The following is a 15,655-nucleotide window of genomic DNA, read 5'->3' as shown; positions in this document are numbered from 1 at the left end:
ACGGGACAAAGGGTTAACCTCGATTTATGATTTTCCTTGATATATCTGGGTTTCAGCGATTTTGGGCTTCTCGAAGTAAATCCCAAGCGGGGATTGGAGTTGAAGCTTTTCTCGATTTGTTTTTTGTCTAAGTCCCAATAGTCCTAAAAGTTTTACCCAGTAACCATTTCACGATTTTATAAGCAAAAATTATCATACAAATTCGAGAAGAGCCAAACACAGCTTACCCTGCCGTACAAATCCTTAAATTCATCTTAAGTTTCTAAACTTAGGTTGTGGATTTCCCGGTGATTGGATAGAATATGGATTATATAGCAAGAAATGGGTTATTTAGGACGCTTTCAATTTTCAAACTCTTATCGGTCAAGGGTTTCAGCGATTGATTGTCCTAACCACCCCTCTCTTTGCTATATTTCTTCGGTTTTTATTATGCAAGAGAGAGGAGTTATGAGTAATAAAATTTTTATATAGAAAGACATTGCTTCGATAGAATCAGAACATCAGTTTTATCTGTATCATGTTGATTCATAATTAGCTGTGATAAATTTATGTTGTGCTTAAGATCTCCTGCAAAAGTCTTAAGTCGATCCTTGTACAGCAACATTTTTGAAAATTATCAACTACTAATAAATAATTAACTGAAAGTTCCTCGCATTATTGTTTCTATCGTTTGTTTTCGGATTTATGCAAGAGGTCTTTTGATGAAAAAATACTGCAGGAGTTAGGACAAAAATGATTGCTCAAAAACAAGAATGGACGACAAGCAACAAAAATATTTTAGATTATATAATTATTGGATCTGGTCCTGCTGGATTACAGATGGGGTATTTTCTCCAAAAACAAAAACAGAATTTTCTAATTTTAGAGAGAGGAGAAAAGGCAGGCAGTTTCTTCCAAAAATTTCCTCGGCACGGACAACTGATTTCGAGCAATAAGGTTTACACAGGATACAATGATCGAGAAATAAACTTAAGATGGGATTGGAATTCCTTACTTAACGATAATGATCGGCTTTTATTCAAAAACTATAGTCAAGCTTATTTCCCTCAATCCCAATCTCTAACAACCTATCTTCAAGATTTTGCCAACTATTATCAGCTGCCGATCGATTATGAAGTCAACGTAGTCAAAATTACTAAAGAGGATAACTTTAAAATTGAAGATAGTCGTGGCAAGTATTATATCTGTCGTTACTTAATTATTGCTACTGGGGTTTCTCTTTCCTATGTTCCTTCAATTCCAGGTATTGAGTTAGCAGAAAATTATACTGATGTCACGGTCGATCCCAATGATTTTAAAAATGAGGCGGTTTTAATTATTGGAAAAGGTAACTCTGCGTTTGAAACGGCTGATAATTTAATAGCGACAACTAGCAAAATTCATTTAGTCAGTCCTCATCCGATTAAAATGGCTTGGAAAACCCACTATGTAGGTCATTTAAGAGCAGTTAACAATAATATTTTGGATACTTACCAACTCAAGTCACAGAATGCTATCCTTGATGCAATGGTTGTCAACATTGAAAAAAAAGGAGAGCAATACGCAGTAACTTTTCAATATTCTCATGCTTCAGGAGAGGTAGAAATGTTGTTATATGATCGAGTGATAATTTGCACAGGTTTTCGCTTTGACGATTCTATTTTCGATGACAGATGCAAACCAGAGCTAGTAATTGATAATCGCTTTCCTAACCAAACCAGTGAATGGGAATCTACTAACGTCAAAGATATGTATTTTGCTGGGACCTTAATGCAAATGCGAGATTTCAAAAAATATATGTCAGGGTTTATTCATGGATTCCGCTACAATATTGAAGCATTAAGTAAAATTTTAGCTTGGAAAAACAATCAACAGCCTTTACCCAGTTATTCCCTTAAAGGTGATCCTAAATCAGTCGCTCAAGCCATTCTTAAAAGAGTTAATGTAACCTCTGCTTTATGGCAACAACCAGGATTTCTCTGTGATGTAGTTGCGATTAATCAATTTGATAGCCAAGCAACTTATTATGAGGATTTACCAGTTGATTATGTTCATGAAAAAATGCTAGCTCAGGAAACAAATTTTTTTCTGATTACCTTAGAGTACGGACATCGAGAAATAGCCGACCCTTTTAATGTAGAACGCATTGAACGAACAAGTCAAAGTGAAGCTGCGTTAAGTACGTTTTTGCATCCGATAATCCGACAATATAAAAATCACCAATTAATTTCTGAACATCACATTCTCGAAGATTTATCGGCTGAATGGTTAGAGGATGAACATATTTTTCCTCTGATTAATTATTGTCAAGAAAATATTTCAGCCCATCCTTCTTTAGTTGCTTAATTGTTGAGTAAAAAAATCATCCTTATGAGGAGAAAAGTGCGATGAAGATTATTGATTTTCATGTCCATGCTGGGAAATTTGAGCTTTTACGAGACGACATTCAAGAACTACTAACCTGCCGGCCGATGGAATCCAATGTCAAGGTAGCTGAAGTATTTTCTCAACCAGAAATCCTAGAAAAGTATTTAACTGACAAGGGGATTGACTGTGCTGTCTTACTAGCTGAATGTGGGCCAGGAACCAATTATACGATTGATAGTCGAATGATTGCTGAGTTTGCACAAAATAAGGATATGTTTGTTCCCTTTGGCAGTATCAATCCCAATTATCATGATGTCCAAGATGAATTTTGGAAAAGTATCAAGTTAGGGATAAAAGGGTTCAAGTTTTATCCAGCAGACCACAGCTTTAATGCTCTCAGAGACGATATGCAAGTCGTGTATAAAATGTGTGAATCTTTGGGATTACCCGTAATTTTTCATACAGGCTTAACCGCTCAAAAGGACACAGAGCAGCAATTTATTAACCCCCTCGAGTTTCAGCCACTAGCAGAAAAATATTCAGATTTGATATTGATTTTAGCTCATGGAGGAAAACCGCACTGGTATGGAGAAGCTATGACTATGGCTCTAAGTTTTCCTAACGTCTACCTAGATACTGCTTTGCTAGATCCCTTGTCTCTTGAGAAGGTCTTTCCTGATCTAGAAAAATTATCTCAAAAAATTATTTTTGGTTCAGACTGGCCAGTAGTTGGTAGTTACTCAGCTTTGCTAGAGCAATACAAACAAGCTAATATTCCCGATTCAATTCTCTCTGCTATCTTTTATCAAAATGCAGAAAAAATATTAAAAGATGCTCTGAAAAAACAGGAAAATGCTGTTCCGAAAGCAATTCTAGCTCTGTCAGTCTAAGCAGAAAATTCAGGCTCTTTGTTACTTAATATAGTTCGATAGGGGAGCATAAATTGACTCAATCCTTATCTGGCAAGAGACTTAATTGATTAGTTCGTTCTAGATCGAAAACAATTGACAAAAATCGCTAAATCTCTTTTTATATGAGAGTTTCATTCCTCATAATCCTATACGTTGCATAGACAAATCGAAGAACTAAAATTCAAAAATGGCTACTGATTTAATCTGGCAGATCAAAAATGACTGTCTCAAACCCAACTACGAATTAGGAGTATTTAATGTACACAACTCTATACCCAATGACCTATTACTTCTATCCCTTATTAGAAGATAAATTCACAGACAGCCATCATCAAAATACTTTTCGGCAAATTTTGAACAGTCCGAAACCAGCAGTTACCGAAAATTTACTTTATCTTCACATTCCTTACTGCCACGATATGTGTAGGTTCTGTCCCTTTCATGTTAGAGTTGATAAGGGAGGCGAAATTTATGATCGCTATACAGAAGCTCTTTGTAAGGAAATAGAACTAGTATCCAGTCTTCCTTATGTTTCGGATATGTCGTTCAAAGCGGTTTATTTTGGAGGTGGTTCCCCTTCTATTTTTTCCGTCACTAACTTACGAAAAATCTTTGAGAATCTCTTCAAACACTTTCAGATAAATTCAGATGCTGAAATTTCTTTTGAAGGAGAACCGAAAACCCTTTCAGAACCAGCAAAACTTGATTTACTAAAAGAGTATCAAGTTAAAAGAATTAGTTTTGGTCTTCAAACCTATGACGAAAAAATGCGAGAATTATTTAATATTGCTGCCACCCTCCAAGATGTAGATAATTGTACCAAAAATGCTCGCGAACGAGGGTTTGAAGATATTAACGTCGATATGATGTATGATTTGCCTGGTCAAGATATTACCGCCATTGAATATGATTTAGCCCATCTCAAAAACCACGACTTCGATAGTCTAGATTACTACAACCTTCATTACTACGCTTTTCCTAAAAAATTCAAAATGGCTATGAAGGATGGAACAATCCCCTCTAAACCAAGCCAACAAATGCACTTCGCTTTAGCTCAACAACTGCGAACTTCTCTCAAAAATATGGGCTATTATGATGTTGCTGATCCCATCTTTGCTAAAAAACCTCAAGTCTGTGAGTATTTCCGACTGATGTGGGGTGGTGGTAAAGGGGATCATTCTTCTGAGATGATTGCTTTGGGTTCATCAGCAAGAGGCTATCTCAATGGTTATTGCTACATGAACTTAGGCAATACTGAGCAGTACCTGCAGACTGTTGAAGCGGGACAACTTCCGTTAGAAAAACTTTCCTTCCTCCTGACTACACCAGAAAACCGGGGGGCTGCTTTCTTCATAAAGTTTTTTGAGATTGACAAAGTTTATCAAAAGGCAATACAGTCAATTTCTCAAAATATTTGGGATTTTTGGCAACAAAATGGTTTAATTTACGAAACTGCCAAAAGCTGGAAATTAAGTGAAGTAGGTAAGCTATGGACGACCAGCATGATGTTCGATACCTTTGATCCTCACCAGAGGGAATCTGCTATGACATCCTTGGGCTTTGTCGAAGATCGACCTGGTATTCGGACTGGTAGTTTCTAAAATCTAATTTAAGGGATATTGAGATGGAAAAGAGTGAAAAAAGTCAGGTGCGAGTTGGCATTATTCATGCTTATCCCACTACTTATTTGATTAAAACTCTGCAAAAAGCAGGCTGTAAGCTTGTTTTCTTCGTTCCGCACCGACCAGCTTTTGATTGTAGTGATTTAGAGGCGGTTATCGAAGTTCCTCTACACCAGCCTTCTGTGGTAGTGGAAAAAGTCGCCGACTATCACCAAAAGCATCCCTTTGATGTACTACTACCAGTTTATGAAGGAGCAACAGCAATTACAGCTAAAGCGTCCGAAATATTGGGATTACGAGGCGTTAAATTCAGTGGGGCTCAAGCCAGTCGCAACAAATATCTTGCCTATCAAAGGTGGTACAAAAAGGGAATTCCTGTTCCTACTACTGTTGCTATTCCTGACCCTAATTGCGGCTGGCGGGAAATAGAAAACCATATTGGTTATCCGGCTATTATTAAATTGTCTGATTCGATGAATAGTCAGGGTGTTATTAAAGTAGCATCTAGGGATGACTATCTAGATGGGGTACAGTATCTTTTAAAGATGCTAGAAAGACCTGTAGATTTAGATTTAAAAACAGATCGCAACCGATTAGCCTATGGAACTTCTGAGGTCAAAATCATTGCTCAAGAATACTGTACAGGAACTGAGGTGGCGGTTGATTGCATCGTCACTCAAGGTAAATGTCAAATTTTGGGGATTTTTGAAAAAGCACCAGCTACGGGACCATACTTTGCTGAAAAGATGTCTATTTCTCCAACTTCTTTAAGTCCCCAAGAAGTAGAACAGATCAGTAAAATTGCTACTGATGCTGTCTTGGCTTTAACTGCTGATGGAACTAGCGCAGCTCATGTAGAAATTCGCTTTACAAACGATGGACCGAAAGTATTAGAAGCGGGTATTCGTCCGGGTGGTGCTTACACAGTTGCATCGGTTGAATACCTGACAAAAATAAATCCCTATGTAGAGCTTTTAAACGTTTTGTTAGGTAAGAAACTCAGTGAGATTTGCTCTAACGGCAAAGCTATTTTATATGGAGGAATAGTTATTCCCAAAAGTGGCGTTCTGACTAAAGTTCAGGGGTTAGATATATTCGAGAGCATATCAGAGCTATTGGACGTTCAAATCTTGAATCAATTAGGTGAGCGGGTTTATTGCCTGCCAGAATCAGCACAACCCCATTTCGCCTATTACCTGATTGGGGGTGAATCTAGAGAGGAAGTTTTAAACAAGCATTATCTCATTCAGGAAAGTATTCATCTTGACATATCCGAGTCAGAAAATTCTTGAGTCAATTTGAAGTTCAAACATTATTCATAAAGGAAAATAAAAACAATGATGCCATCAGAAATAAAAAATAGTATGTACGGTTTCATGATGAGTCATGTTCTTTTTGTTGGTGATGAAACAGGCATATTTGATTACCTAGCTCAAGGAGGTTTTTACACAACGGAGGAACTAGCTGAAGTCGCTGATGTCAAATCATCTGCCTTGGAACGGTTACTTTTAGGTAGCGTAGCTATTGGCTTAGTTCAAAAACAAGCAAACACCTATGGAATGCCTGAACATTTACGACCATTTTTGCAGAAAAAATCTCCAGAATATTGTGGGGAATCTTTTTCTCATTTCAGAGAAATATCCACTCACATTTTTCCCTATCTTAAGGAAGCATTGAAAGAAGACAAACCTCAATGGAAGTACATTTTGGGTGATTTACAGGATGCTTCGCCATTTGTAGAATTGTATAATAATTCCCAACGCATTAAGAACTTTTTAGCGAGTATGTGGGGAATGGGTTACACTCCCGCTAAAGAGCTAGTTGAAAAGTATCCCTTAGATAAACATCAAACCTTAGTAGATGTAGGCGGCGGAAGTGGCTCATTTTCCATAGCTGCGCTGGAAAAATACCCGACACTTAATGCTATTGTCTTTGATTTGCCAAACGTTCGCTTCTTTTTAGAGGATAAATGTGCTGAACACCAGCTTGCAGATCGCTTAAAATTCGTGGCAGGGAACTTCTTTAAAGAAGATTTACCTCATGGTGACGTGTACGTTTTGGGTTACATTCTCTCTGATTGGAATCGAGAAGATGGAACTAAATTATTAAAGAAGATATTTGATTCCTTGCCAGAGGGAGGCACAATTTTCATTGTAGAAAAATTATTTAATGAAGATAAAAATGGACCAGTAGAAACTGCAATGATGAATTTAAGTATGCTCTTAGAAACTTGGGGACAACATTATTCAGGCTCTGATTATATCTTCTGGTTAGAAAAAGTTGGCTTTCAAAACTGTCAAGTTATTCGTTCATCAGGAGAAAAACATCTAGTAGTAGGAGTAAAATAGGGAGCATCCTGATTATGTAACAAGTATAAATGCTCAAAAGGTTCAGAAAGCTTTTGTAGTAACGATTCTAGTTCCAATCACACAATTTAGAGAACCGCTGAAAATCTATGAACTCCTGAAAAAGCTTGCCACATAAGTATTTCGCACCTAAGTACAATTGCTTATTACAAAAGTGGGATGCTCCCGCTAAAATAGTAAGATAAACGGTTCTTCCGAACTTACACTGTAGAAAAATCCCTAGCTCTTCTAGAGTAGTTAAGTAGTCGTGCAAAATAAATTTCCTAGTGAAGATAGGCAAGAGGTAATAGGCAAGAGGCAAAAGCTTTATCGAAATGTGTAATTAATTTTGCCTAGTGGACTGTTTCAGCTAAAATAGGGCAATAGATTTCGGCTTAAAGTCTTAGATTATAAAATTTATAGCATTTTTCTAATACACCAAATTAGCTGAAACAGTCCACTACAAGATAGGCGATTGCACTTACATCATTTAGGAGGAACTAATGTCTTAATTATTGCCGTTTTGTTACCCAATTCTACTGCTAATTTGGCATATCATACTAAATCCGGTTATTAAAAACTGATTATTTATCCCCACTTTTGCCTCTTGCCTTTTGCCTGTCCTTATAAGTAGCCTATGCTCAACGGATTTAGTATGAGGCTATCCGAGAAACCCTTGCTAGGTCTCTGTTCAGTCGGCCATGCTTAAGAATTAAGGCGATCACCGTCTTGTAGATGAGAAGCACGGCATAACTTAGCCGTTAGCTGGACTAAAAAGCCATCGCGATCGAGTTCTGCGTATTTCCTGTTCCGAAGTTCTTAATGAGAGTAGATGAACTCGGAAACTTGAAGGCATAACTGCTTACATAGTATTCTTAGGTAGAAGAATAATGCCAAATAATTTTTCGACGCAAAAAAATAAAATTCAGGAAAGATGACTGCTCAATCTCTGTGGAAACCCCAAAAAGTTCACGTAAACCTACTAAGCCGCCTATCTGTGCTTCCCACATCATTAACTTGGTTTCAGACAAACTTTACTGGAATTTGGTTTGGCTGTTTCGAGTCTGACCATGAAATCCAGGATCATCCAGTAACAATGCTGACTCGATTCTATCCGGGTGGTTTTTTCCCGCTGCATGGACATCCCGGAGGTGAAGAGATTTTGGTGCTTGAAGGCAATTTTGTAGATGAAACAGGGGTGCATCCACCAGGCACTTATATGCTTAACCCCGAAGGCTTTATCCATCGCCCCTATAGTGAGGAAGGATGCCTGACTTTTGTTAAATTGCGGCAACATGGTGGTAAAACTCGTCAACAAGTGAGAACCAACATTTTTAATGGCTCTTGGCAAGTAGGTATAGTGCCTGAAATTAAGGTTCAACACCTCTATGAGCAAGCAGATTTCTCAGAAAAAGTCTGGATTGAGCGTTGGCTGCCCAACACTCAGTTGGTGAATGTTGTCGAAACTGAGATTAAAGAAATCTTTGTCATTGAAGGTACCTGGAGTGATGAGTTAGGTAGTTATCCAGTAGGCAGTTGGCTAAGATACCCCCCCCATTGCCCCTACAGTCCTTCCTCAAGAACAGGTTGTCTCATTTACGTTAAAACCTATCCTGTTGCTGATACAACCGCCAGATTTGTGGTCGGTGATGATTTCCAACATCCTCAAGCAATCTGAAGCAACCATCTATGGGATTGAGGGTCGGACGTAGAGCCAAAAAAGACAGGCATTGAGCCTGTCTAAAAAACAAAACAAATTCCCTATCAGCTGACCACAAATAAGGAGTTTTTTGCGTCAAATTTCCAAGCAATACCATCGGGATCTCTGATGCGACTCCAATCGGCAAATTCTGCTTCCGATTTATTTTTTTTGTTTCTACCCAAAACGGCTGGGGTAACTCCTAAACGTTTAGCCAAATCCGCCAAACTCATCGATGAGATGGTTTCAGATACAGTGGTTAGAGATTCTTCCCTAACTTCTGATTCTGATTGGGATAAAGAACTGTCAGGACTGTTCAAACTAGGATTAATTATCTCCTCCGGTTCTTGAATTACCGTTTCTTGAACAGCGATCGCTGCGGTATTTTCTTCCTCTTTTTCCTCAAATAATTTACCTAAATTAGTCAGAGGTTGGGAGGAGGAAATAACAGGAACCTCTGGGACGGAATTTTCGCTCTTCTCTGCGACAATCAGGGGGGATTTAGTCTCCTGCGATTGCTCTAAATTGGTCCGAGGGAATCTCGATGCAGTAATCGCAGGAATTTGTTTTTCCCCTATTTGTTCTAAAGAGGGGTCACTCTCATCAAAAATACTACCCAAGGTACTGGCGGTGATAAAGTAATAGGCCATACCCTGATCGCCTACAGCTTTTTTTTGCGCCCCAAATTCCTCAGCTTTTTTGTCTAAAAATTGTCTGGCTAATTTGGCCGTGAGATTGGCTTTTGCCGATAGGTCAATCGGGGTGAGACAACCTTGATTGTCCTGTAAAAGTTGATTGAAATAGGGGTTAATCACCGTCGATAATTTTGACCAGCGATAGTCTTGCCACACCTTGACTGCCAGAGTTAAGAAGAAGACAAGTAGGATCAATGGCCAAGCGGTAAAAACAAGGATGATTAGCACCGCTAGGGGAATGATGAGGACGAGAAACCCCGCCGTTTGACGATCGATAATTTTTCCAGTCATAATTTCATAAGCTGCCACAATTAAAATTCTTAATGGCTAGTTTGACTATCTCCTGCCATAAGTGTATATGACCAGTTTAGGCTTTATTGGTCACGCCGGTTAGTTCTAGTCGTTCAAACATGGCAAATCGTGCCTTCAAGGCCAGAGAATCATCAAGTTTTGTTAAAAAAATCGGTTTTTGATACTTTTGTTCTAAAGCTTTTTGGATTAACCAATCAGCTAAAAAGGGATTTTTGGGTAGTAAGGGACCGTGGGCATAGGTAGCGATCGCATTGTGGTAAAATGCCCCTTCATAACCGTCCTCTCCGTTATTTCCGTAGCCAGTAATCACCTTTCCTAAAGGAGAAACGGTCTGTAAATAGGTACGACCCCCGTGATTTTCAAAGCCAATTACTAGCGGTTTTTCCCCAGTCATAGCTTTAATTTCCTCCGCTAAGGGAGAGGCAGTAATTTCAAAAACCACGTTACCGATACAGCGTTTTGCATTGGGGCCGGGATGTTTACTGACTAGGTCTAATAATCCTAATCCTTCGATTCTTTGACCGAAAGCTGGTTCGTAATAATGCCCTAATAATTGTGGGGAACCACAGGTAAAAACCCCCGGTATTCCTGCCGATAATTGTTCTTTCATCGCTGCCGCTTTTTTACCCTGTAAATCGCGCATAACGATCTCCTGCTGCCGATCCTGCGCCCCACCCCCAACAATTATATCTACTTGATAAAATGTCTCGGCTTCTGTTTGAGCATCTAGGGGAATAATTGTCACAGGAATATCACGCCATTGACATCTTCTTTGGATAGTAATAACATTACCTCGATCGCCGTAGGTACTCATTAAGGTCGGATATAACCAGCCGATTTTTAGTTCTAGTTCTTGCATAATTTTTTAGGGGATTAGGGAATGGGGAAATGGGGAAATGGGGGAATGGGGAAGTGGGGAAGTGGGGAAGTGGGGAAGTGGGGAAGTGGGGAATTTCAACTAAAACCCTAACACCCTAAAACCCCCCGCAAGGCGCACGCAGTGACCACACCAACACCTAACACCAATCTTCACTCTTTTCTAATTTCTACAAAATCTTTCGTCCCGTGAGAATCTCTCGTACTTCTAACATAGCAGAATAGGTGGGTAAAATATGTAAAGTTTCCTCATTTTTGGTGTTATTAAGGGCAATTTGGAGCGCTTTTTTTAGCTCGGATTCAACAATTAAATTAACGGGATAAGCGAGACTATCCTGACTATATTGTAAGCGTAAAGCCATGTCATAAAGTCGATCGCCCGTTACTACTAAAGTTGTTCCCAAACGGGTTAATTTTTCCGTATCCACATCCCAAATCCAAGAAACATCCGTCCCGTCGGGGATGCGATCATTGAGAACTAAGAGAGTAGTCGAGGACTTTTCTTTCTGTAAAATATCAGCCACTGCGCGAATTGTTTCATTCATACCCACGGGATTTTTAGATAGTAAAATCCTAACTTTTTTACCCTCAATTTCTAATTCTTCCGCTCGACCAAAAGCCGCTTTAAAACCCTGAACTGTCTCAAAAATTTCTCGATCTTTAATCCCCAATTCCTGGGCTACTAAACCCGCCGCCAAAGTATTATATTTATTATAAACACCGATTAATATCTGCGGCCAATCGTGACTATGAAAAGCAGGACTACTCTTTTTAAAGCCGCAACTAGGACAACTAAAATCCCCTAAATGGGAGAGATAAACCCCGCGATAATCCAAAGAAGCGCCACATTTAGGACAGTAAATAGAATCGACAGCGTGGGGAATTTCTTCTAGATATAATTCCGGCTCACTTAAGCCAAAATATACAACTCTTTGGGGCAGTTGTTGACCCAAATGGGAAAGGGTCGGATCATCAGCATTGAGAATCACTAAAGTATCGGTGGGTAGGGGAGATATGGCCCCTTGCCAACGGCGACTAATTGTATCCACTTCCCCATAGCGATCGAGTTGATCGCGAAACAAATTGAGAGCTAAAATAGCGCGAGGACGACAATCTTTTAAAACCAAAGGGAGAATATTTTCATCCACTTCTAAAATGGCATAATCAGCCTTTAAAGTGCCGAATAAATTGGCATCGGCTAATAAAGCAGTGATTAAACCATTAATTAAATTTGCCCCGGTGGTATTATGGGTGACTTTTGCCCCCTGACGCTCTAGAATAGTTCTTAGCAGTAGGGAAGTGGTAGTTTTTCCATTTGTGCCAACCACCAAGATTACCCCCCCTCGGACTTGCCCACAAAGTAGCGGCAACAAACGGGGATGGAGACGACGGGCAATTTCCCCCGGCAAGACGCTGGCAGCCCCTAAACGGAGTCCTTTAACCACAGCAGTAACGGTTTTAGCCACCGCTACGGCTATCCCTAAACGGATACGATCAAACAATTGCATGAAGTGAGATTCTTATAGCTGTTTCGTGATTTTACCCCTAAAAGAAGACCCGTAAACGGGGTAAGTTCCCATTGATTCTTTTCTACCGACAAAAAAGACAGCCTATAATATAGGTAAGTTTGGGGCCGATTCTACCGCACACGACATTTTAGGGCTAGAGCTTATGGGTTTATTGACAAGATTGGGGATTTCACTGGGATTACTCGCCCTAGGTGGTACTGTGGGTGTGCTAGGAAATCAGTATTTAAGCAGAAAAGCACCCCTAGAGGTAAATAAACCGCCGGCAATCCTCCCCGCTTCCCTCTCTCTTCCTGTTATTCCCCAAAACGACGGCAATGTTAATTTTATCGCCCAGGCCGTGCAGAAAGTCGGGCCGGCGGTGGTGCGGATTGACTCGGCCCGGGAAGTGGCCGACCAAATTCCCGAAGAATTTAAACAGCCCTTTTTTCGGCGCTTTTTTGGTAATGAAGTGCCGATTCCCAGGGAGCATTTGGAACGGGGAACCGGTTCCGGGTTTATTGTTAGTACAGATGGACTACTTTTAACTAATGCCCATGTGGTGGAAGGGACAACCCAAGTAAAAGTGACTTTGAAAAACGGTCAAACTCATCAAGGTAAAGTCCTGGGGGTTGACAATATGACCGATGTGGCCCTGGTGAAAATCGAGGCGAAAAATTTACCGACGGTGACTTTTGGCAAGGCCGAAACTTTAATCCCTGGGGAGTGGGCGATCGCAATTGGCAATCCCCTAGGCTTAGATAATACGGTTACGGTGGGCATTATTAGCGCCCTAGGACGCACTAGCAGCGAAGTGGGGGTTCCCGATAAACGGGTTCGTTTTATCCAAACCGATGCCGCTATTAACCCCGGCAATTCCGGCGGCCCGTTGCTGAACGCCAAGGGGGAAGTTATCGGCATTAATACGGCAATTCGGGCCGATGCCCAGGGTTTAGGGTTTGCCATTCCCATCGAAACCGCCCAAAAAGTGGCGGGACAGCTATCTAGCAAGGGTAAAGCGGAACATCCCTACATCGGTATCCACATGGTGACGCTAAACCCAGAATTACGGCAGCAATTGAACGAAACTAAAGAATTAAACTTTAATATTGACCAAAATGAAGGGGTAATCGTCCTGCGAGTGGTGGAAAATTCCCCCGCTCAAAAAGCCGGAATGCAAGCGGGTGATATCATCGAAACTGTGGCAGGAAACCCCGTTAAAACCGCCGCCGATGTGCAGCAAGGTGTAGAAACCAGTGCGATCGGTGGTAATCTGGAAATCGAGATTAACCGCAGGGGTAAACAACAAACTCTCACCGTTCAACCGGGGGTTTTTCCCAGCAAAACTAGCGATTAAAGCAAATACCAGACCATCCTGGCAACTGGGGCAAAAAGTATTAAGTGTACGGTAGAAGGTGGCCAGACTTGCGAGCAAGATGTGAGTCAGCATCGTTTCAGTATATAACCATGAGCAGGATGGAAAGGTTGACAAAGCTTTGTCCTAGTGAAACGTCAAGGCAAACGGGAGGGAAAGAACTTTGAGGAGAAGACTTATTTCATCAGTAGTGAAAGATTGTCTGCGAAAGCCTTTTTGAAGCCAATTCAGGGGCATTGGAGTATTGAAAATCAGTTAAACTGGGTGAAAGATGTCACCTTGAAGGAGGATAAACCGTCTCGGTGGGGGTCATTCTCCCGTTAACTGGGCGATTTTATTTAGTTGGTTGATTTCCTTATTTCGCCGTGGAAGGTTTCGGACGGTTCCCTAAGCTCGGCGTTTATGGGCTAATCAAATTGAGACAATTTTTGCCACTTTTACCAAAGACAAAACGATTACAGGAGCAAATCAAATCATGAAAGCATCAGAAACCAGTCTTCGTAATTTACTTGAAGGTACTAAACAATTTCAAATCCCTCTATTTCAAAGACCTTATTCTTGGGACAAGCAAAAATGGGAGACTTTATGGGAAGATCTAATGAGTCTCTATGATAAGGAGCAAGAACCTCATTTTCTTGGTTCTATTGTCACCCAGTCAATTCCTGGAACAGCCGAAGGTATATCTCCGTATGTCGTAATAGATGGACAACAACGTCTTACTACTCTTGCCATCATCATAGCGGCTTTGCGAAATTATTTACAAGAGAAAAACCATACAGAGTTGGCGGAAGAATTATATGAATACTATCTGATAAATAAGTTTAAAAAAGATGATGATTATTATAAAATCTTGCCAACTCAAGATGATCGTGAAGCTTACAAAAGTATCATCAAAAACCAAAATAGCAGAGAATTTGATAACAAAACAATATATAAGGCATATCAATACTTTAAGGAACGTCTTAAAAAGAAGAATTTTGCAGAGGGAGAACATAAACTCTTCAAAAATCTTCTTTTAGAGCGTTTAATTTTAGTCAATATTACTTCTGATAGCGAAGAAAATCCTTATCTTATTTTTGAAAGTCTCAATACAAAAGGACAAGAACTTACCCAAGCAGATTTAGTCCGTAACTATGTTTTTATGAAGTTACCTAGTGAACAACGAGAAGATATATACAAACAAAAGTGGCAACCTCTTGAAGCATCTTTTAAAAGACTAGCTATAGAGGAAAAAAAAGAGGAAAAATATGCTGAATTATTGACTGAATCTTTTTGGTTATATCTTCGCAAAGACGGTGAATCAATTAGTAAAAAAGAAGTTTATAAAGAAATTAAACAACGCCTAGACAAAAATGCTGAAAACAATAGTTTTAATATTAAAGATCAACTAGATGAGTTGATTAACTTTGCTGAATATTATCAGTGTCTTGTTTTTCCCAAAGAAAGTGAAAATAAAGACGAACTAAAAGATAGATTTAGTCGATTAAATCGCCTAGATTTTACTACTTGTCGTATTTTTCTTCTCAATATCTATAGAGATTTTCAAGACAAGCATTTATCTATTCAGGATTTCCTTGAAATTGTTGATTGTTTAGAATCATACTTTGTTCGACGATCCTTTGTTAATAAATCTACAAAAATTTTAGGGAAAATTTTTGAAAATTTATATGAAGACATAAAAAAACAATCTAACTCTAATAATACACTGTTTAATCTCAAAAAAGTTCTGAGAGATTATCAAGGAGAAAAGTCATGGCCATCAGACGATGAATTTCGTGGCTCTTCTCGACTGTGTGTGATAATTTTTGCTTATGAAATCGTGAAATGTTTACTGGGAAAGACTTTTAGGACTATTTTGTTAAATAAACTATCAGTATAGACCTCATTTCCACACAGAAACCAGAAGAGCCATTTCGTGAAGGACTAATCAAAAAAGACATCTATAGTAAAAATGCCAAAACAAATGATA

At 39.5% G+C, this 15,655-nt stretch carries 11 protein-coding genes; 8 read left to right on the top strand and 3 right to left on the bottom strand.

Annotation, left to right across the window (positions count from 1 at the left end):
- The first annotated feature begins 732 nt into the window (after nt 1-732).
- The 6 genes from O9295_RS01740 to O9295_RS01715 all read left to right on the top strand — a co-directional run bounded on the left by O9295_RS01740 (nt 733) and on the right by O9295_RS01715 (nt 8,902).
- Nucleotides 733-2,325 (top strand): NAD(P)-binding domain-containing protein, encoded by a 1,593-nt coding sequence (locus tag O9295_RS01740; protein WP_159250602.1) that lies wholly within the window; start codon nt 733-735, stop codon nt 2,323-2,325.
- Between the two features lie 41 nt (nt 2,326-2,366).
- Entirely contained in the window at nt 2,367-3,236 is an 870-nt protein-coding gene (locus O9295_RS01735) for an amidohydrolase family protein (protein WP_288031198.1), read from the top strand.
- A 299-nt stretch (nt 3,237-3,535) separates the two neighbouring features.
- Nucleotides 3,536-4,858, top strand: a complete 1,323-nt coding sequence (locus O9295_RS01730) for a coproporphyrinogen-III oxidase family protein (protein WP_159250600.1) — start codon at nt 3,536-3,538, stop codon at nt 4,856-4,858.
- A 23-nt stretch (nt 4,859-4,881) separates the two neighbouring features.
- Complete coding sequence (locus O9295_RS01725; RefSeq protein WP_159250599.1) at nt 4,882-6,171, top strand: ATP-grasp domain-containing protein; 1,290 nt, start codon at nt 4,882-4,884, stop codon at nt 6,169-6,171.
- Nucleotides 6,172-6,216: 45 nt separating this feature from the next.
- Nucleotides 6,217-7,227, top strand: coding sequence for a methyltransferase (locus tag O9295_RS01720; protein ID WP_159250598.1), 1,011 nt, complete (start codon nt 6,217-6,219; stop codon nt 7,225-7,227).
- Nucleotides 7,228-8,158: 931 nt separating this feature from the next.
- Entirely contained in the window at nt 8,159-8,902 is a 744-nt protein-coding gene (locus O9295_RS01715; protein ID WP_288031195.1) for a cupin domain-containing protein, read from the top strand.
- Nucleotides 8,903-8,988: 86 nt separating this feature from the next.
- On the opposite strand, the gene O9295_RS01710 is transcribed toward O9295_RS01715, so the two are convergent.
- From O9295_RS01710 to O9295_RS01700, 3 genes are all read right to left on the bottom strand, one after another.
- Nucleotides 8,989-9,909 (bottom strand): hypothetical protein, encoded by a 921-nt coding sequence (locus O9295_RS01710; RefSeq protein WP_353851835.1) that lies wholly within the window; start codon nt 9,907-9,909, stop codon nt 8,989-8,991.
- A gap of 76 nt (nt 9,910-9,985) precedes the next feature.
- On the bottom strand, nt 9,986-10,789 hold the full coding sequence (locus O9295_RS01705; RefSeq protein ID WP_012267906.1) for a type 1 glutamine amidotransferase: 804 nt from the start codon (nt 10,787-10,789) through the stop codon (nt 9,986-9,988).
- A 187-nt stretch (nt 10,790-10,976) separates the two neighbouring features.
- Nucleotides 10,977-12,314 carry a Mur ligase family protein gene (locus tag O9295_RS01700; RefSeq protein ID WP_190723713.1) on the bottom strand — a complete coding sequence of 446 codons (1,338 nt, stop codon included), beginning with the start codon at nt 12,312-12,314 and terminating at the stop codon, nt 10,977-10,979.
- Nucleotides 12,315-12,477: 163 nt separating this feature from the next.
- On the opposite strand from O9295_RS01700, the gene O9295_RS01695 reads away from it, so the two are divergent.
- Complete coding sequence (locus O9295_RS01695; protein ID WP_288031190.1) at nt 12,478-13,668, top strand: HhoA/HhoB/HtrA family serine endopeptidase; 1,191 nt, start codon at nt 12,478-12,480, stop codon at nt 13,666-13,668.
- Nucleotides 13,669-14,161: 493 nt separating this feature from the next.
- Nucleotides 14,162-15,565 carry a DUF262 domain-containing protein gene (locus O9295_RS01690; protein ID WP_288031188.1) on the top strand — a complete coding sequence of 468 codons (1,404 nt, stop codon included), beginning with the start codon at nt 14,162-14,164 and terminating at the stop codon, nt 15,563-15,565.
- Nucleotides 15,566-15,655 lie beyond the last annotated feature (90 nt).

Source organism: Microcystis sp. LE18-22.4A (genome assembly GCF_027531105.1).
In the GTDB taxonomy this organism is placed as follows: domain Bacteria; phylum Cyanobacteriota; class Cyanobacteriia; order Cyanobacteriales; family Microcystaceae; genus Microcystis; species Microcystis aeruginosa.
This window is presented reverse-complemented; position numbering and strand designations above follow the sequence as displayed.